This is a genomic window from Salibacter halophilus (assembly GCF_008806325.1).
Taxonomy (GTDB): domain Bacteria; phylum Bacteroidota; class Bacteroidia; order Flavobacteriales_G; family Salibacteraceae; genus Salibacter; species Salibacter halophilus.
Map to the genome: position 1 here is coordinate 184389 of NZ_WACR01000002.1, position 16524 is coordinate 200912.

The following is a 16524-nucleotide window of genomic DNA, read 5'->3' on the forward strand; positions in this document are numbered from 1 at the left end:
TTAATTGTTTTCAACAAATATGAAAATTAAAGATTGCATCAGTCGATTTTTAATTGATCAATCACGGGCATATTTGATGTAAGTCTGCAAAAAGGAATCATCCCTATTGATAAAATCTAAAGGCTTTTCATTCATCAGCTTTTCAAATGTTTTCACAAAATGTGAAGTATCGTAAAAACCACAGTGATAAGCGAGCTCGCTGAGACGTTTTTCATCATTCTTCGCGATACTGGAATACACGTTATTGATTTGAATGATATTTCGGTAAGCTCCGGGAGGAATACCGCATATTTCCTTGAACTTTCTTCTCAATTGTCGGGGAGACAAAAACACTTTTTGCGCCAAATCATTTATTGATATTGAGTTTGCATTTTCAATGATCAGATCCACAGCCTTTTCAATTTGCTGGTCTTTTTCTTGCTTTGAGCTTCTCCGCAAAAGTTGAATGAAGTAGTCATCCAATTTATTACAACTGTCTTCAAAAGAGTTACTATCAATTAGACTCAACAATTCTTCACTTACCTGCTCTTCCAACAAAACATTACCATCTTCAAATCCATTCACTGTTTCAGACATATCTATATTGAAGAAATGGTGAATTCCGGTTGGTTTGAATTCAATACCAAAGTGAATGAATTCATGAACAGGAAACAATGAAATATCCTGCCTGGTGATTTGACCGCCAAGAAAAAAACGTGGAATGTAGCCGCTTTTTGTGGGACTCTCAACTCTGCTGAGTTCTCCAAACACTTTAGACAAATACGAATAACCTGTGGGAAGAATTTTCACCTCAGGCATTTCACTCTTATCAGCTTCCACGAGTAAATATCGATTGATGTACCTACTGACCGCCTGATCAGGCTTTTGTTCCAGAACTCTCATTATCAATGTCCGATTTATACAAGGCTCCTCTTGACTTCTCACATTAGGTTTGTGATCAACCAGACCAAAGACAACTCCGGTTCAATCAATCTTATACCAAAACATAAACTTAAACAAAATGAAAAAAGTAAACCTCATTTCAATGTTATTTATCACATTTCTTGTTGTGGCATCAGTTAGCTGCGATAAAGATGACAATGACGATCCCACTCCAACATCAAACAATAACAACAATTCCAACAACAATAACAACAGCTCAGATACAACTGTTGTACTCGATGATGTAACAAACGGAATGGGCAAAGCTTCAATGTTTGGTGACACCGCCTTCACGATGGAAGGATCAGCAACATGGAAAGAAAACGGCTCTGTAAACTCAAATGGAAAATCTTATGACGTTTGGCTGCTCACATTGGAAGGGCAAAACCAGGATGAGGAATTGACACTTCGCATTATGGAAGAAGTTGACAACTCAACAATGGCCGGTCCTGATGACGGAACTTATGAAATTGGTTCTGGAATGACTGATAACAGCATTTCAGTTTATACTAAAGACAAATCTTACAGCTCAGATTTATCTTCCACAGGCTCTTTCACAATAGAGCAAAGCGATAACGGAAATGTATTGGAAATTGTACTCAATGCTAATCAGCTCGAGTTGGATGGAATTGGAAGCCAAGATGAGCATATCGATGTCAACGGAGCATTTAAGGCGACAAAAAACTAAATCTCTACACTACTTGCTCAAAACAAAAAAGGCCATGAAACTCGGTTTCATGGCCTTTTACTTTATTGATAAATAACTTATTCAGTCACTTTAACAGTAATTGAATTACTCATTTGCTTTCCGTAAGAACGGTGAAGACCATCAGCAAACTGAAGCGTAAGCGTGTGCTTACCCGGCTCTAAATCGAGCGTATCTTTTACCTGACCGCCACCATAGTGAATATGCGTATCATCAGCCGGAACAGTACCACCCATTTCGATGAATTTTCCATCGATTACAATGTGATGGTGACCAGTACCTTCTACAACTTCACCCGCTGGCTTCACTTTCATTCCTTCAATACCAAACTCAACTGCTAACGGAGACTTAACTTCAGCACCGTCTTCTAAGTTTGCAAAGAATACTTTAGCACCTTTAGGAACAGCCGGCAATTCAGGAGCTTCAGCTTTCTTTTCCTTTTTATCAGCCTTCTTTTCAGCTTTTTTGTCGGTTTGTTCCTTTTTCGTTTCCTCTTTCGTGTTCTCTTTTTGGTCAGATCCAGATGGAGAACCGCATGATGCTGCCATAAAGCCAAACGCTATAGCAGCGATGTACAATTTTTTCATAATTCTTGCTTTTAAATTTGAATTAGCGGTGTAAAGTTATTGAACTTATCGAACCTGCCATGAATATAGAATGTGAAGGATTTAAACATCGCATTCAAATGCTGTAATTGTGGATCAACTACACTAAATTTGGCAACACCATCAAAGAACTGATTTGCTAGATAACCTTACTGACATATTTGATATTTCCTTTAAAGTGCTCACAGCCATCTATTACGTTGTGAGTATTTTCACAATATTCTTTATTCTGCTCGACAACAAAAACCCGGCTAAAACGGTGAGCTATATCGTGGCGATTATCGCGTTGCCTTTTGTGGGGTTGATCATCTACTTCTTGTTTGGCCGCAATTTCAGGAAGGATAAAATTTTCTCGCGCAAAGAGTTGTTCGATGACAAAAAGATCAAAGAATGGCAACGCAAACACTCCAATGCCTTTTTTGAAAGCGAGCTGATTCAGGAAAAGCTGCTACCGCAAAGTCAAAAAATCGCTCGCCAACTCTTTTTCAATAGCAGAGCCGTTTTGACTACCAACAACAAAGTCGACTTCCTCATCAACGGAGAACGCAAGTACGAGGCGCTTCTGGAAGACATCAAAAATGCTGAAAACCACATCCACCTCGAATACTACATCATTGAAGATGGAGAACATACGGGTGAGCTGTTTTCGGCTCTGACCGATAAAGCCAAAGAAGGAGTTGAAGTGAGGATGCTGTTCGATTCGGTTGGTAGTTCAAGCCTTAAGAGCAGTACGGTTAGGGAGTTGAGAAAACATGTTGTTAAAGTTGAATCCTTTATGCCCGTTTTCTTTCCGCAATTCACGAGTAAAATCAATTACAGGAATCACCGGAAGATTGTCGTAATTGACGGAAAAACCGGATATGTGGGCGGAATCAACCTCAGCGATCGCTACCTGAATGTGCCGGGCGAAAAAGCAAAAACTTACTGGCGCGACTCCCATTTCCGTATTGAAGGTGAAGCAGTTGTCCAACTTCAAATCCAGTTTATCCTGAACTGGAACTTCGCATCAACCGAACAACTTGGCCACACAAACGAGTACTTTCCAGATCAGCCACAGCTCGAAACACCCAAACTGGTTCAAATAGCTGCAAGCGGTCCTGACAGCGACTGGGAATCGATCATGTTGGCATTGTTCACAGCTATCGCCAGCAGTTCAAAATACGTTTACATTCAATCGCCCTATTTTATTCCTAACTCGAGTATGGTCAATGCGCTTATCGCTGCAGCACAGGGCGGTGTTGATGTAAGACTGATGATCCCGAGCAGCAGTGACACTAAAATAACACAGCTTGCCGGATTCTCTTATCTGCGTCCTCTCCTGGAAGCTGATGTCAAAATCTATCTTTACACGAAAGGCTTCCTTCACGCCAAAACTGTAGTCGTTGATGATCAATTCACCTCCGTTGGCACAGCCAATATGGATATTAGGAGTTTTTACACGAATTTTGAAATCAATGCTTTCATTTACGATATTGAAACAGCAAAAAAAGCTCGTGAAATCTTTGAGGATGATTTAAAACACAGCGAAATGATGAATCCGGAAAGATGGAAAAACAGAAAATTGCTGTATAAAATATTGGAATCTTTCGCACGATTATTCTCTCCTTTGCTTTAAATTCGAAAACCTAACCTAAAATCAAACAAAATGGAAACTCTTTCAGGCACAAACGACCCATTAGAAAACGGCTACCAATTCAAGTTCAATCAATACCTAAACAGAGGTTGGGAACTTTTTAAAAGTCAGGCCCTTTTGCACATAGGAACACTCGTAGTGTTTTTCATCATTTCAGTAATTGCCGGGTTTATCCTTGGATTTATTCCTGTTGTTGGGAATGTATTAGCTAACATACTCACCGTACTTTTGTATGCCGGTTACTTCATTGCAGCCGATAAAATTAGTCGAGGCCAGGAACCTGAATTTAAAGACTTCTTTGGCGGTTTCAACTTCTTTGGTCCCATTGCACTCTACCAGATAGTATATATGCTCATCATGTTCATTGCTCTCATACTGCCAATACTCTATCTTTTGTGGGCAGTTGTACCATTTGAAGAAATCATTCAACTGGCACAATCTGAAGATGAACTAGAAGCATTTTTAAAAGATTATTTTATGGGCGGTGAATTTGCTGAAAACCTTACCAGCATTATCATCCCAATTTTATTAATCTTGATAATATCCATTTACGTAGGCCTCATTTACACCATTACAACTCCGTTAATTGTATTGAAAAAGTACGGTTTTTGGCAAGCTATGGAAACGAGCCGTAAAGTAGTTAACAAAAAGTTTTTCAGCTTTTTACTATTTCTCATTGTACTTGGGTTAATCAACTTTGCTGGTGCTATATTCCTGGGGATTGGATTGTTAGTTACTATTCCATTCAGTATACTGGCAACTTACGCCATTTACGAAGACCTTTACGGAGGCGAGTCCAGCCCAGATGAAGAATTAGATGTACATGTTCAATAAACTTACCGTCATCGAATTAGCAAGTGTGCTCGCAGGACCATCTGTGGGCACTTTTTTTGCCGAGTTGGGTGCTCGTGTCATCAAAGTGGAAAACGCGACAACCGGTGGCGATATGACGCGCCATTGGTTTTCACGGTCAGAGCCGAACTCAGGCACTTCAGCTTACTTCTCCAGCGTCAACTACAAAAAAGAATACCAGCAACGCGACCTCAACAAAAAAGAACACCAGGATGAAATTCACGATCTGATTAAAGATGCTGATATCGTCCTCTCAAATTTCAAGGAGAGCACAGCTAAAAAATTCAGAGTGGATTTTGAGTCGCTGAAGAAAGTCAATCCGAATGTTATTTTAGGTACCATTACAGGTTTCCCGCACACATCTCGCCCGGCTTTTGATGTTGTACTACAAGCTGAAACAGGATTTTTGAGCATGACCGGTTCTGATCATGAGCACCTGGCCAAAATGCCGGTTGCTATGGTTGATGTTTTAGCTGCTCACCAATTAAAGGAAGGATTGCTGATAGCATTATTGAAGCGACAGTCAGAACCGAAGGCTTACCGGGTCAATGTCACACTTTACGAAGCGGCTCTGGCTTCGCTGATCAATCAGGGAAGTAATTATTTAATGACGGGTGTTTCACCGGAACCTATTGGAACTAAACATCCTAACATCGCTCCATACGGTGATATTTTCACGACATCAGACAACAGGAAAGTTGTACTGGCTGTGGGCACGCAAAGCCAATTTGCTCAACTCTGCGAGTATCTGGATATGAATGAACTAAAAACAGATCAACGATTCTGCGACAACGCCTCAAGAGTAAAAAACAGAAAAGCATTAATCGATATTCTGACAAAAGTGATTAGCCAAATTGACAGAGAAACATTGATGAAAAATCTGCTAGACCGCGGTATCCCGGCCGGAGCTGTGAAAACACTTGAAGAGGTTTTTGCCGATGAGCAGGCTCAAAAGCTGGTTCTGACCGAAACGATTGACGGAACAAAAACCAAACGCGTAAAAGGAAATATTTTTAGCGTATCGTCTTGAGTTGACGATTGAGGAACACTGTTAGCTGGCGAGCATCTTTTTCTTCGAGGTGCATTCCAAAACTTACCTTCCCGCCCAAATAGTCGAACTCTATCTGCTCGTTTCCAACTGTCCAAAATGTTTTGTTGTAAGCTGCTGCAAATGATTTTTTGGACGGCTCAAATAATCTGAATCCTTTGATATTCTTGCGCAGGTAGTTTTTGATTTTTCCGCGCTTAAAGAGCGAGCGCTTGTACAACAGTTTTTCTTTATTGATTTTGATGAGCTCGTAACCGAACTTTTTAAAGAGGTAACCGTGGAGCGCTTTGTATTCGAAATACCCCCAAAATGAAAGATAGACGATGAAAAAGATGTAGGCATCGCGCTCGAGACCGGCATTGAAAAGATAAAATGTGACGTAAATCCCGAGACTTGTCCACAGAACTAACCAGCCCAGTAAAGCCATTTCCTGCCACCCTTCTAGCGGATTGATAATTTTGATCAGCACCTCATCGTCTTGTTTGCTGATTGATATGTTGTCTCCTATTTCTTTTTTCATGGCGCTGTGCAAAAGAACAAATTTTTGGTATTGTTCTTGTTTAAACAAAGGCACATTTTAAGAGTTCAAGAATTTTATAAACTTTGAAGCACTAAAAACGAAAGGAAAATATGAAACTACGAGCAATGAAATTATCGATTTTGACCATTGGGTTAGCTTTATTTACAGGGTCTGCTTTTGCACAGGTAGCCGGAGGTAGCATGACAAAATTATTCGACCTCTACGTGATGGGTGATTACGAAAAGTGCTATGACAAAGCGATCAAAGCTACTGAAGATGACGATACAAAATACGAGTCAGAACCGTACTTATACGCTGCTCTATCGCTCAAGAAGATCTCTGAAGATCCTGAGCTGAGACAGTACTACGAAGACGCTACAAAAGATGCGATCAAGCTCGCAGCTAAGTTTACAAAGCGTGACATCCGTAAAGGAGAAAAAGACGAGGAAACACTATTTGAAGAAAATAGAGAAACAATTGGCATGTTTAAACGCATGGCGATCAATGAAGCGAAGAGTTTTTATGTTCAGCAAGACTGGAGAAAAGCTTCATATTATTTGAAGTACGGATTGAGAATTGATCCTAGCGATCCGGCTGTTGAACTTTTTAAAGCTGTTGCAGATTACAAGTCTCGTAACCGCTACAACGGTGATAAACATTCTGAAAGTGCAATCAAGAAGTTTAAAGAGCTTGCTAAAGAAGGTGGTTACGAACCAACAGAATACAATGTTACTGCTTTTGAAGATGGATTCATCGAATATGTTGAATACCTCAAGGAAGAAGATGAATTGGAAAAAGCCAGAGAAGCTGCTTCATTGGCTCGTAAACTTGCTCCTGATAACTCTAAGTTTGAGCGTTTAGAATCTAACCTCAATGGATAATTAGGATTTAAGAATTAAAAAAAACTCCATCGAAATCGATGGAGTTTTTTTTATGCCTGATGTGCCGGTTTAATGAGGTCTAACACCGTTTTAACCGGACTAAAAGTCTCTAGCGGAACTTCAATAAAAACTGTATTCCAGTAAGCCATACTCCCATTCCACAATCCTGGGTGTTCAAGAGCTAATATCGACTGACCGTTATAACTCTTTTCAGATACAAACGACCAGTTACGCTCAATGTAATCGTTGAGATTAAAAGACTCTCCTTTGTAGTTCTTCAGTGAACAAACGATATCAACCGGATTGAAATGGGTGGATTGCTCCACAGCTTTTTTCTGCTCCGGATCTGAAAAGTCGATCTGTGCTTTTTCAACGATTTGGAGAGAAACCTGTCCGTTTTGCTTCACCCAAAATGGACCTCCGCCCGGCTCACCTTCGTTTTTCACCATTCCGCAAACGCGGAGTGGCCTGTTGAGCAGAGAATGTAATTTCTTCTCATCAATATCATTTGAAATATCCAGGTTCAATTGTTCTTTAGCGAAATCGATGATCTCATTTTTCAAATCTGAATCAACGCCTTCATCAAGAGCTCGCAAGTAAGCGTTACTCGCCTTTTTGAGTTCAATCAGCTTTCCGCCCAATAATTTCTTGTACTCTGATGCTCGTTTTTGAATGCTTTCAACCTGAACGTTATCGATGTTTTTTATGAAAACAATGTCATCGTTCAAATCCTGCAGGTTTGACAAAAGCGCACCGTGCCCTCCGGGTCTGAACAGGAGTTTTCCTCTATTCGTTTTCACCGGTCTAAATTCTTTATCCACCGCAAGTGTATCGGTTTTTCTGCGCTGGAAAGACCACGATATTCTGTAGCGAACTCCATAGCGTTGCTCATACTTACTGATAACTGCATTGAGATAGGTTCTGAAACGCGTTTCGTGGGCTTCAGAGATGGTGAAATGAATGTGGCATGTGCCATCATCATTTACCGCGTAAGAAGCCGCCTCAGCGAGTTGCTCATCTACTGCTTTTCTAATTTCATTGGCATAGAGGTGAAAATCGATCAGCGCTTTTGGCGTAGCCCCGTAACCTATCCCCTGGTTGTCGAGAAGAATCTCAACAATAGTTTTCAAATTTTCACGGTCAGATCCATTGAGCTGTATCCCGTGCAGTTGAAGGTAATCCTCAACCGGCTTGCTGAAAGCGAATTTCTCAAAATTCTCAGCAAATTTTTCTATCTCAGGAGTTACTTCATCATTTTCCAAATAATTGAACAACAACTTGAACATTCTGCTCGCTGCACCAGAGGCCGGCACAAATTTCCCAACCTGTAAATTATTGAGCGTCTCTTCGTAAAGGGATTTGTAATATTCAGCAGATTCTTCTCCAATCAGTAATATACCGTCACCGATCACAGCTGGTCGCTGAATATCCAGCTTTTGTGTTCCTTTTTGAAAGTAGATGAGTTGCTCTTCAACCTCATCTATGTTCATATCATATTTATCCAGCTCTTTCAAGAACTGATCTGTAATTTCGATCATGTAAGACTTTATGAAATAGGGTTATTAATTCAGAAAATGGTTGTTTGTTGTGGGCAAATTAAAAAAATAATGACAATCTAATAGCCTTTATTCAAACTCTAAATTGGTCAAAAATCTGGAGTTTCTACTCTTCTTGCGTTCTCGCCTGTAAGCTATTGAGAGTTTATAGATTGCCAATCCCCATGAACCGCTGTAAAAAACAGCATTAAATATCATGGAATTGGGCAATGTGTAATAAAGCGATAATGTGACAATCGTGTACACAACAATTCCAATGACGTAATAATTAATCAAAATATTCATCGGGTAGTAATACTCGTGTTTGCGGATATGATAGTAAGCACCTCCTAATTGTACCAGGCCCAAAGCAGTCATAGCCAACCAAAAATAATCGATACTACATGATGCAATGAGAACCACAAATGAAATCACCATTAGCATCAATTCAATCAACGTTTGCCTGTATCTCATGATTTCTTCCTGTAAAATAATTTTCTAATCCCGTTTACAAACCAATTTTGCTCACTCCTACTCAGTGTTTCGAGCAAATTGTCAGCCAATTCCGTGTAGTGCAGGAGTTCACCGGTTACTTTTCTGAATTCCGCCTGTTCTTTATCCTTCTTATCAACATGTTGAGCTTCCTGCAATAAATTGATCACCGGCTCTATTTCGCGTTTCCTTCTCTCGGCAGTGACTATTGAAATCACTTTCCAAATCTCTTTCTCGGCTATAAAAAACTCCTTGCGCTCTCCTTCTTTGTGAATTTTTGAAACAAGGCCCCAATCGAGCAGATTTCGAACATTCATATTCACGTTTCCACGTGAAATGTGAAGCTCTTCCATGATATCATCAGTGCACAAAGGTTCAGGTGCGATGAGCAAAAGCGCATGGATTTGCGCCATTGCTTTGTTGATCCCCCATTTTGAGCCGAAAGTTCCCCACGTTTGTAGGAATTCTTTCTTTTTATCTTCGAAATCCATACTTCAAAGATATAAAAGTTTACGAACTTTCAAAAGTTTCTGAAACTATTGAGAAACGAATCGAAAAGTGATGCTCCCCTTTTGAGCTTCAGGGGCTTGTTGCGAATTATTGAAACGAGTATTTTGAGCAGCCTGAATCGCAGCTCGTTGTAAACAGCCATCGTCAGATTTAGATGTTTCCTCGTCAACCTTTGCTGCCAGTACCCTTCCTGATCTGTCAACCACGATATTGACTGTTACTTCACCTCCGTACTGACACATATAAACCGGAACATCCATGTAAGTATCGTAACGGTTTTCGAGTTTGTAAGAGATGTTGGTATTTCCTTTTACGGCTCCTTCAGAAACGGCTTTCTTTTCTTTTACCTCTTCTAACTGCGGCTGTTTTTTACTGTTGATCAGTGCCTCAGCCTCTTCTTTCGTGTATCCGTATCCAGCATCGCGTTGTTCCTGAATCACCTCCTGTTCCAGTTTCTTGAGTCGCTCGTTGATTTCTTTCTCAACCTGGCTTTTAGATTCATTTGGAACGTTTTCTTCAATCTTATTGTAATCGGCTTTGTCGAGCATCTCAGGAGCACTTTTATTCACAGCTTTGTTCGATGAAGGCTCTGACTGTTCAGTCTCAGTCAATTCCTGCTCCTCAGGTATTTGTTCCGGATCTGCTACTTCTGGTTCTGAAAATTGCATGGTTATCGTGGAGTCTTTCGTTTCGGCATCTTTGAGTGTCGCAATATCGAAAATCACAAACGCCAAAATGTGCACTAATGCTGTGAGAGCAATAGCTGTGCGGTGTTTTGCTATGTAGTCTTTTAAACTCATTCTTCCTGGTCAGATCCGGCCGGCATCGAGTTATCAATCATCAACTCTGAAAATCCTTCCTGAGCGTAGATAAACCTGTTTCGTTGCATGTCAAAAATGGCCAAATAACTCTCTATTCTAACGATAAAATAGCGGTCATCGATTGCCTGAACATCGTGAAATATCTCGGGCAACAGAAAGTTGGCTTTGTTATCCAGAATGCCGTAATTCCCTTTACGTTTTGAAATGTATCCTTGTTTAACAGGTTTAATTTCTTCAAAATTTGTTGGCAAAACATACTCTCCTTCCCTGTCGATAACACCAACGCTATCACTCACCTCAACGCGAGCCAGCGAGTCGATAAATGGCCAGGCATAATCAAACCGGTAACGGATTTCCAAATCGACATTCATATTGGCAAATCCCCATTTCCCGTACTTTTTAACGGGAATCAACGGTGGTTTAAACGTGCCTATTTCCTCAAATATTGCGGGAAAAACACGATTCCCGGCAGTATCTATCACCCCGAATTTTCGGTCATTCCGGTATTTTGCGTAGCCATCTTCAAACTGACCGTAATTGATGACGATGGAAGAATAATCGTATTCTTTTTTAAAGGCTTTTTCTCCTTTTGAGTTAATGTAATGGTATTTACCATCTTTTGCTACAATGGTGAGGTTGTTAGAGAAAGGACCAATGAAATCGTATTCAAACGGGAGAAGTGTATCGCCCGATGCTTTAAGCAAACCGTATTTATTGTTGAGTTTGGCTCTTATCGTGCTATCCTGAAAAAGACTCACCTGATCAAAACGAGGAGGAAACAAAAGCTGCCCCGCTGTATCAATAACAGACCATGCTGTATCGACTTTCACGCGGGCTAAACCTTTCTCAAAATCATAAGCCGATGAAAATTGCGGTTCAATGGCCACGTTTCCCTTTTTATCAAAATAGCCATAGCGTCCGCTGTCGCTTTCAAAAAATATGCGGCCGTATAGCATTTCACCTAAATCAGTGTAATTTGGCAACAACATCATTTCACCGTAATAGTTGATCATTCCCAACTTACCGTTTTTCTCGACTGTTGCCACATGATTTTGAAAAGCGAAGCCATCATCATATTGAGGCTCGATATACCACTCACCCAACAGATCGATGTAACCGAGTTTATTACCGTTTCCGGCAAGCGCTTTTCCTTCGTGAAACTGATCAACTTTTTGGAATTCTGGTTCTATCGCCCAATTGCCCAACGTATCGATAAAACCCCATTTTCCGTTTTTTATCATTGGGATAAGGCGCTTACGGCTCTGACCGATATAGGCTTCCAGTTTTTCTTTTTTGGGGTAGTTTGAAAACTTATCCCTGAAATCTATCAACTCTTCAGTAGCAAACGTTTTTACCGAGCGATAAAAAATGTTTTCCCACGCCTCACCAACATACGGATTATCCTGATTTTCAAGAATAAAGTTGATAAAAGAGCTCAGCGAACCATCACGCGTTGATAGTTGGTAAACTTTCCGCTGAGCCTGAGGAAGAAAAGGGCTATCGGGATAGTCTTTCACAAAAGCCTGATAATCTTCGAGCGTACCGTCCTGAGTTTTGGTCTCAAAAAAACGTATCTCGTATTTTTCTTTTGCCTGTTCAAACTGCGGTGCATTTGGATAGCAATCCATGAAATGCTTGTAAGCCGTAAAAGTGTTCGTGTCGAGCGCATTTTGAAAAGCGTATTGATTGCGCAGAGAAATAGCGCTATCGAGCTGGTTATACCAGTGATGCTTAGCTATAAAGTTGTTGTAAAGTTGAACATCAGTTGTATCGGTCAGATCCTCAAAGTAATAGTGTGAAACGACCTGCTTTACTGAGTCTATCGAAGATCGGTTGATATTTACTTCTGCCAGATCTTCTCTGTCTTTTTCTTCGAGCTTTAGAAACAGCGTATCAGCAATCCGAATGAATTTATAGGCACTGTCTTTATTTATCAATGGAGTATTGGGCATCGCGTACATGTACGCCAGTCCGTATGAACCGCCAACACAATCCCGTTTTAACGCTTTGCGAAAAAGCCTTTCAGCATCGTGAAAGTTGTACACTTTGAGTTCTTCAAACCCTCTCTCCAACTTACTAGCTTCTACCGGCTTACACCAAATTGTTAAAAGAGTGAAAAATGTAAAGTAATAGCCTATTTTCAAAAAGCTATTTGCCATAAATTCTTTAAATTTTAGCCAAAAATAACATTAGCAAAACAAAGGAGGCCAGAGGTCTCAAACATTACTTAACAACTCATTAATAATAACGCTTATGGAACAGCAAAAAGGTATATGGATCGATCACCGCAAAGCATTGGTTGTCGACCTCAACGGAACAGAAAAACTCAGAACTATATATTCAGAACTCGATGATGATAGCACGAGAATTGATAGCCCATCTAAGTTTGGCGATCAGGCAATTCGTCATGAGAAAAAGCTACAGGCGAAGAAAGAAAAGGTTCTGAAAAACTTCTATGACGACATTTTGGAAAGTATAGAAAACAATGACGAGCTCTATGTTTTTGGTCCGGCCAGTGCCAAAAAAGAATTGAAGAAAGCGATTGAAGACTCTCCTAAAAAACCTTCAAGTATCAAAATGGAAACTGCCGACAGCATGACGGATAATCAAGTTGTGGCAAGAGTTAAAGAGCATTTTGACAAGTAAAATAAGTGGGTGTATCAAAAGTGAAAAACTGCGCTCTTGATACACCCTTTTTTCTTTACCGTTTAGTTTAATCTGATAAAGTATATCTTACTCCAAATTCCCAGGCTACAGTCAATGGGTTTGACGGATAGTCATTATCTGGGTCATGAGGTAAAAGTCTTCTATCTCGAGCATCTGTCAAACCATAATCAGTTCTAAACCCTGTATCAATAGCAATTTGATCAGTAATGTTAATTGCCATACCTAAATTCAAAGCCAAACCAAAAACAAAACTTTGGTATTCGTCCTCCATTACATCTGAGGCACTTCTAAAGGTTAAGTTTTGTTCATCAAAAAATGCGGCACCCTTACCATCCCACTGTTCAACATCACCTTTTCTAAAAAGCCCCATATATGGGCCAAACTTTCCTCTAAAACATACTGTGTTAGAAGTTTCACCACTAAAGACGATCTGGAGTGGAATCTTAAAGTATTTATATTGTTCGATGTACTCAAACTTAGTATTTAATGTATCGTAGGCGTATTTATTACCTTCTGATGAAAAGAGGAAATCCATACTAACCCCTAACTTACTAGTAAAGTTATAACCGATACCAACTCCAAAAGCACTCCCGTAATAAACATTGCTTTCATGATCTGGATTATCAAAGTCAGTTTTACTAATCATTAATGAGGCTTGCGGCATTCCTTTAACACTAAAGTTCAGTCCTTTTTGAGCGTAGCTTAGCGATCCAACAAAGAAAAGAATCACTGTGGTCAATAATTTAAACTTGTTCATGTAGTTATGTTTTGGTTTAGCGTAAAGGTAAATATTATTTAAGGCACTGTGTGTTTTTTTAAAGCTTGAATCTTGCTCCTATTTCAAAAGCGAGGATAAAAGGTCTATAACTTTTTTCATTATCGCCATCGCTGTATAAAGTATTTAAAACCAAATACTTTCTTCTTGCATTAGTCAAACTGTAATCAGAACGTATACCTGCATCAATAGAGAAGTAATCTGTTACATTAAAAGCTAAGCCAACATTCATTGCCCAACTGATGGTAATATCTTTAAAGTATGTTTCTTTCTTCGTCATGGTGGGTAAAAGGTTTGAATAGTAGACTACATTAGCATTCCTCAATATATTGATAGAAGGTCCCATTTTAGCTCTAAAGCTTACAACATTTGTAGGATCTCCGTTGAATACAAACTGTATCGGAATCCTTAGATATTCATAACGTTCTCTTATATCGTAACGCAAACTATCAAAACGATAACGGTACCTATTACCTTCTTTCGAAAACAAGAATTCTAAACTAACACCAATTGTATCATTGAAGTTGTAACCAACTTCAAAGCCCGATGCATTTCCAAAATAGTAATCTACAGTATGCTCATCGTATTGATAGGAGTCTTTGACAAGCATCGCTGAAGCCTGTGGCATACCTTTCAGGCTCAGAAAAAGCCCTTTTTGAGCATGAGCTAGTGAAGCAATAAAAATAAATAGTGGTGCAGTTATCAGTAAAGCGAGTTTTCTGTAGGCCATGGTTTAAATTTTTTCAGGACTAAAATTCAGAAATAATTTGATGATTACAAATTCTCCATTTAACAATGAAATTTAATAGATCTACTATTCAATAAATCCATTTAACTATCCATTTAGAAAAGCTTTGTTAAGAGTTGAATGTTAATTTATTATTGAAATATTTTTAACGGGTGCAAAAACAATTTTATAGTTTTGGTGTATATACATTTATTCAAATTAGTAATTGCGCTAACAAAATCAATTTATTATGAAAAAGAACACATTTTTAGCATTGTTTTTAGCAGGTTCAGCATTCTTAACCGCTTGTGGTGGTGGAGGTTCTGCTGAAAAAGGCGGAGAAAAAGAGAAAAAAGCTGACAAAAAAGAAAAGACTGAAATGAAGGATGAAAAGTCTGCCAAAGAAATGACAATGATGGTAGACACTTCAAAAAGTAAAGCAAAGTGGGCTGGAACACTCGTTGGAGTTTACACACACTCTGGAAACGTAATGTTTGAAAAAGGCATGCTTACAGCAAAAGGTGATAAAATCACAGGTGGTGAGTTTGTTATCGATATGAACACAATGGTTGCTACTGATGACAACTACGATCCAGAAAAAGACAAAACTCCTGAGAAATTAATCGGTCACCTTAAAGCTGACGATTTCTTTGCTGTTAAGAAACACCCAACTGCTTCATTTAAAATCAAATCTTACGATGAAGCATCTAACACAATCACTGGTGATTTAACAGTTAGAGGCAAAACTCAAGAAGAAAAAATTACTGATGTAGCATTCAACCCTAAAGAAGGAACTGCTAAAGGTAAATTAGTATTTGATCGTCACGAGTACGATGTTGCTTACACAATGAGCATGAAAGACATGACGATCACTGATGAAATTGAAGTGATGGTTGACCTAAAACTCAATCCAAAATCATAATTCATCACAATTGTATTTTTGAAGCCGACTCATTTGGGTCGGCTTTTTTTTGCTTGAAATTCTGTAATTTTAGTCGCAAACTCATAAATCCAGTCACTTGAAACGAATCACACAGGTATTAGCGCTCATTACATTCATCGGAACACTGTATGTCAACTACCTTTCAAATACCGGTGAAATCAATAATGAAACAATGGCGAGTGTTTCCAGGCAGTATTTCACGCTTTTCACTCCGGCCGGTTATGCATTTTCAATTTGGGGGATGATCTACCTGGGGCAAGCTCTTTTCCTGATCAAAATGTGTGCAGATATCTTCAAAACAAACGATGAAAATGAATTGCCTCAAAAATTCGGGTTTTACTTTATTGCCATCAACCTGCTCAACACGATATGGGTTTTTATGTGGCTCAATCATTACACCGGACTTTCAGTAATTGTGATGTTTTTATTACTCATTTGCCTGCTGGCAATTCTGTTCATTGAACAAATCAACACTTCAAAAGCTCCTCTAAAACAATACATCTTTGTCAGATGGCCTTTTAGTCTCTACCTCGGGTGGATTATTGCCGCCTCAATCGCCAATACTGCTGCTTATTTGATCAAAATAGGGTACAGCGGTGCGCCACTTTCCATGACCATATGGACGTATGTTATGATTGCTGTGGCTCTGATCGTGTATTTGTTTATGCTATGGAAAAGAAATACTGATGTGTTGGCTCTGGTTGGGATTTGGGCGCTCGTGGCTATTGGTGTTGCTCGATATCATCAGGTTGATGAAATTTCGTGGTTTGCCTTTGCCTGCGCCATTATTCTGTTCGTCAACATCGCTGTGCACCGCTATAAGATCAATAAAAACAAAGCTTCGGTTAGAGCCAGATCTGACCATTAGTTTTTTCACGGTCAGAACCT

The 16524-nt window shown here is 39.5% G+C and carries 18 protein-coding genes; 8 read left to right on the forward strand and 10 right to left on the reverse strand.

The features are described 5' to 3' along the window. Positions 1-57: 57 nt before the first annotated feature. Positions 58-882, reverse strand: coding sequence for a helix-turn-helix domain-containing protein (locus F3059_RS02895; RefSeq protein WP_151166442.1), 825 nt, complete (start codon positions 880-882; stop codon positions 58-60). A 118-nt stretch (positions 883-1000) separates the two neighbouring features. Here F3059_RS02895 and F3059_RS02900 point away from each other — a divergent pair, with 118 nt between their 5' ends. Next, a complete protein-coding gene (locus F3059_RS02900; RefSeq protein WP_151166443.1) occupies positions 1001-1609 on the forward strand; it encodes a hypothetical protein in 609 nt (202 codons plus the stop codon). A 77-nt stretch (positions 1610-1686) separates the two neighbouring features. On the opposite strand, the gene F3059_RS02905 is transcribed toward F3059_RS02900, so the two are convergent. Then, the gene (locus F3059_RS02905; protein WP_223274526.1) at positions 1687-2214 is read right to left on the reverse strand and encodes a DUF4399 domain-containing protein; all 528 of its coding nucleotides are present in this window, start codon (positions 2212-2214) and stop codon (positions 1687-1689) included. A 154-nt stretch (positions 2215-2368) separates the two neighbouring features. Here F3059_RS02905 and cls point away from each other — a divergent pair, with 154 nt between their 5' ends. From cls to F3059_RS02920, 3 genes are read left to right on the forward strand one after another with little or no spacing between them, the layout of a single operon-like run. Then, a complete protein-coding gene (cls, locus tag F3059_RS02910; RefSeq protein WP_170265007.1) occupies positions 2369-3847 on the forward strand; it encodes a cardiolipin synthase in 1479 nt (492 codons plus the stop codon). Positions 3848-3877: 30 nt separating this feature from the next. Then, positions 3878-4699, forward strand: coding sequence for a DUF2189 domain-containing protein (locus F3059_RS02915; protein ID WP_151166445.1), 822 nt, complete (start codon positions 3878-3880; stop codon positions 4697-4699). After that, positions 4689-5747, forward strand: coding sequence for a CaiB/BaiF CoA transferase family protein (locus F3059_RS02920; RefSeq protein WP_223274527.1), 1059 nt, complete (start codon positions 4689-4691; stop codon positions 5745-5747). Before F3059_RS02915 ends, F3059_RS02920 begins: the two co-directional genes overlap by 11 nt. Here F3059_RS02920 and F3059_RS02925 read toward each other — a convergent pair. Next, positions 5731-6285 carry a hypothetical protein gene (locus F3059_RS02925; RefSeq protein ID WP_151166447.1) on the reverse strand — a complete coding sequence of 185 codons (555 nt, stop codon included), beginning with the start codon at positions 6283-6285 and terminating at the stop codon, positions 5731-5733. The genes F3059_RS02920 and F3059_RS02925 overlap by 17 nt on opposite strands. A 125-nt stretch (positions 6286-6410) precedes the next feature. On the opposite strand from F3059_RS02925, the gene F3059_RS02930 reads away from it, so the two are divergent. Then, a complete protein-coding gene (locus tag F3059_RS02930; protein WP_151166448.1) occupies positions 6411-7166 on the forward strand; it encodes a hypothetical protein in 756 nt (251 codons plus the stop codon). Positions 7167-7216: 50 nt separating this feature from the next. On the opposite strand, the gene F3059_RS02935 is transcribed toward F3059_RS02930, so the two are convergent. From F3059_RS02935 to F3059_RS02955, 5 genes are all read right to left on the reverse strand, one after another. After that, complete coding sequence (locus F3059_RS02935) at positions 7217-8704, reverse strand: DUF4301 family protein (RefSeq protein ID WP_151166449.1); 1488 nt, start codon at positions 8702-8704, stop codon at positions 7217-7219. Positions 8705-8791: 87 nt separating this feature from the next. After that, positions 8792-9175, reverse strand: coding sequence for a hypothetical protein (locus tag F3059_RS02940; RefSeq protein WP_151166450.1), 384 nt, complete (start codon positions 9173-9175; stop codon positions 8792-8794). Next, positions 9172-9684 (reverse strand): GbsR/MarR family transcriptional regulator, encoded by a 513-nt coding sequence (locus tag F3059_RS02945; protein ID WP_151166451.1) that lies wholly within the window; start codon positions 9682-9684, stop codon positions 9172-9174. The genes F3059_RS02940 and F3059_RS02945 overlap by 4 nt, the downstream gene beginning before the upstream one ends. A gap of 45 nt (positions 9685-9729) precedes the next feature. After that, positions 9730-10503 (reverse strand): energy transducer TonB family protein, encoded by a 774-nt coding sequence (locus F3059_RS02950; RefSeq protein WP_151166452.1) that lies wholly within the window; start codon positions 10501-10503, stop codon positions 9730-9732. Next, positions 10500-12683 carry a WG repeat-containing protein gene (locus tag F3059_RS02955; RefSeq protein WP_151166453.1) on the reverse strand — a complete coding sequence of 728 codons (2184 nt, stop codon included), beginning with the start codon at positions 12681-12683 and terminating at the stop codon, positions 10500-10502. The genes F3059_RS02950 and F3059_RS02955 overlap by 4 nt, the downstream gene beginning before the upstream one ends. Before the next feature lie 94 nt (positions 12684-12777). On the opposite strand from F3059_RS02955, the gene F3059_RS02960 reads away from it, so the two are divergent. Beyond that, positions 12778-13170 (forward strand): hypothetical protein, encoded by a 393-nt coding sequence (locus tag F3059_RS02960; RefSeq protein ID WP_151166454.1) that lies wholly within the window; start codon positions 12778-12780, stop codon positions 13168-13170. Positions 13171-13237: 67 nt separating this feature from the next. Here F3059_RS02960 and F3059_RS02965 read toward each other — a convergent pair whose 3' ends face one another. Beyond that, positions 13238-13948: an outer membrane beta-barrel protein gene (locus F3059_RS02965; RefSeq protein WP_151166455.1), complete on the reverse strand. Its 711-nt coding sequence runs from the start codon at positions 13946-13948 to the stop codon at positions 13238-13240. A gap of 58 nt (positions 13949-14006) precedes the next feature. Continuing rightward, positions 14007-14696 carry an outer membrane beta-barrel protein gene (locus tag F3059_RS02970; RefSeq protein ID WP_151166456.1) on the reverse strand — a complete coding sequence of 230 codons (690 nt, stop codon included), beginning with the start codon at positions 14694-14696 and terminating at the stop codon, positions 14007-14009. A 247-nt stretch (positions 14697-14943) separates the two neighbouring features. Between F3059_RS02970 and F3059_RS02975 the strand changes: the two genes are divergently transcribed. Both F3059_RS02975 and F3059_RS02980 read left to right on the forward strand, forming a co-directional pair. Continuing rightward, the gene (locus F3059_RS02975; protein ID WP_151166457.1) at positions 14944-15615 is read left to right on the forward strand and encodes a YceI family protein; all 672 of its coding nucleotides are present in this window, start codon (positions 14944-14946) and stop codon (positions 15613-15615) included. Positions 15616-15712: 97 nt separating this feature from the next. After that, positions 15713-16504 (forward strand): tryptophan-rich sensory protein, encoded by a 792-nt coding sequence (locus tag F3059_RS02980; RefSeq protein WP_151166458.1) that lies wholly within the window; start codon positions 15713-15715, stop codon positions 16502-16504. Positions 16505-16524: the final 20 nt, after the last annotated feature.

Excerpts from the sequence above, each read along its gene's own strand:
- F3059_RS02965 (WP_151166455.1), bottom strand. The coding sequence starts at position 13,948 with ATGAACAAGTTTAAATTATTGACCACAGTGATTCTTTTCTTTGTTGGA.
- F3059_RS02930 (WP_151166448.1), top strand. The coding sequence starts at position 6,411 with ATGAAATTATCGATTTTGACCATTGGGTTAGCTTTATTTACAGGGTCT.
- F3059_RS02955 (WP_151166453.1), bottom strand. The coding sequence starts at position 12,683 with ATGGCAAATAGCTTTTTGAAAATAGGCTATTACTTTACATTTTTCACT.
- F3059_RS02915 (WP_151166445.1), top strand. The coding sequence starts at position 3,878 with ATGGAAACTCTTTCAGGCACAAACGACCCATTAGAAAACGGCTACCAA.
- F3059_RS02925 (WP_151166447.1), bottom strand. The coding sequence starts at position 6,285 with ATGAAAAAAGAAATAGGAGACAACATATCAATCAGCAAACAAGACGAT.
- F3059_RS02975 (WP_151166457.1), top strand. The coding sequence starts at position 14,944 with ATGAAAAAGAACACATTTTTAGCATTGTTTTTAGCAGGTTCAGCATTC.
- F3059_RS02905 (WP_223274526.1), bottom strand. The coding sequence starts at position 2,214 with ATGAAAAAATTGTACATCGCTGCTATAGCGTTTGGCTTTATGGCAGCA.
- F3059_RS02970 (WP_151166456.1), bottom strand. The coding sequence starts at position 14,696 with ATGGCCTACAGAAAACTCGCTTTACTGATAACTGCACCACTATTTATT.
- F3059_RS02960 (WP_151166454.1), top strand. The coding sequence starts at position 12,778 with ATGGAACAGCAAAAAGGTATATGGATCGATCACCGCAAAGCATTGGTT.
- F3059_RS02900 (WP_151166443.1), top strand. The coding sequence starts at position 1,001 with ATGAAAAAAGTAAACCTCATTTCAATGTTATTTATCACATTTCTTGTT.
- F3059_RS02895 (WP_151166442.1), bottom strand. The coding sequence starts at position 882 with ATGAGAGTTCTGGAACAAAAGCCTGATCAGGCGGTCAGTAGGTACATC.
- F3059_RS02935 (WP_151166449.1), bottom strand. The coding sequence starts at position 8,704 with ATGATCGAAATTACAGATCAGTTCTTGAAAGAGCTGGATAAATATGAT.
- F3059_RS02950 (WP_151166452.1), bottom strand. The coding sequence starts at position 10,503 with ATGAGTTTAAAAGACTACATAGCAAAACACCGCACAGCTATTGCTCTC.
- F3059_RS02940 (WP_151166450.1), bottom strand. The coding sequence starts at position 9,175 with ATGAGATACAGGCAAACGTTGATTGAATTGATGCTAATGGTGATTTCA.
- F3059_RS02920 (WP_223274527.1), top strand. The coding sequence starts at position 4,689 with ATGTTCAATAAACTTACCGTCATCGAATTAGCAAGTGTGCTCGCAGGA.
- F3059_RS02945 (WP_151166451.1), bottom strand. The coding sequence starts at position 9,684 with ATGGATTTCGAAGATAAAAAGAAAGAATTCCTACAAACGTGGGGAACT.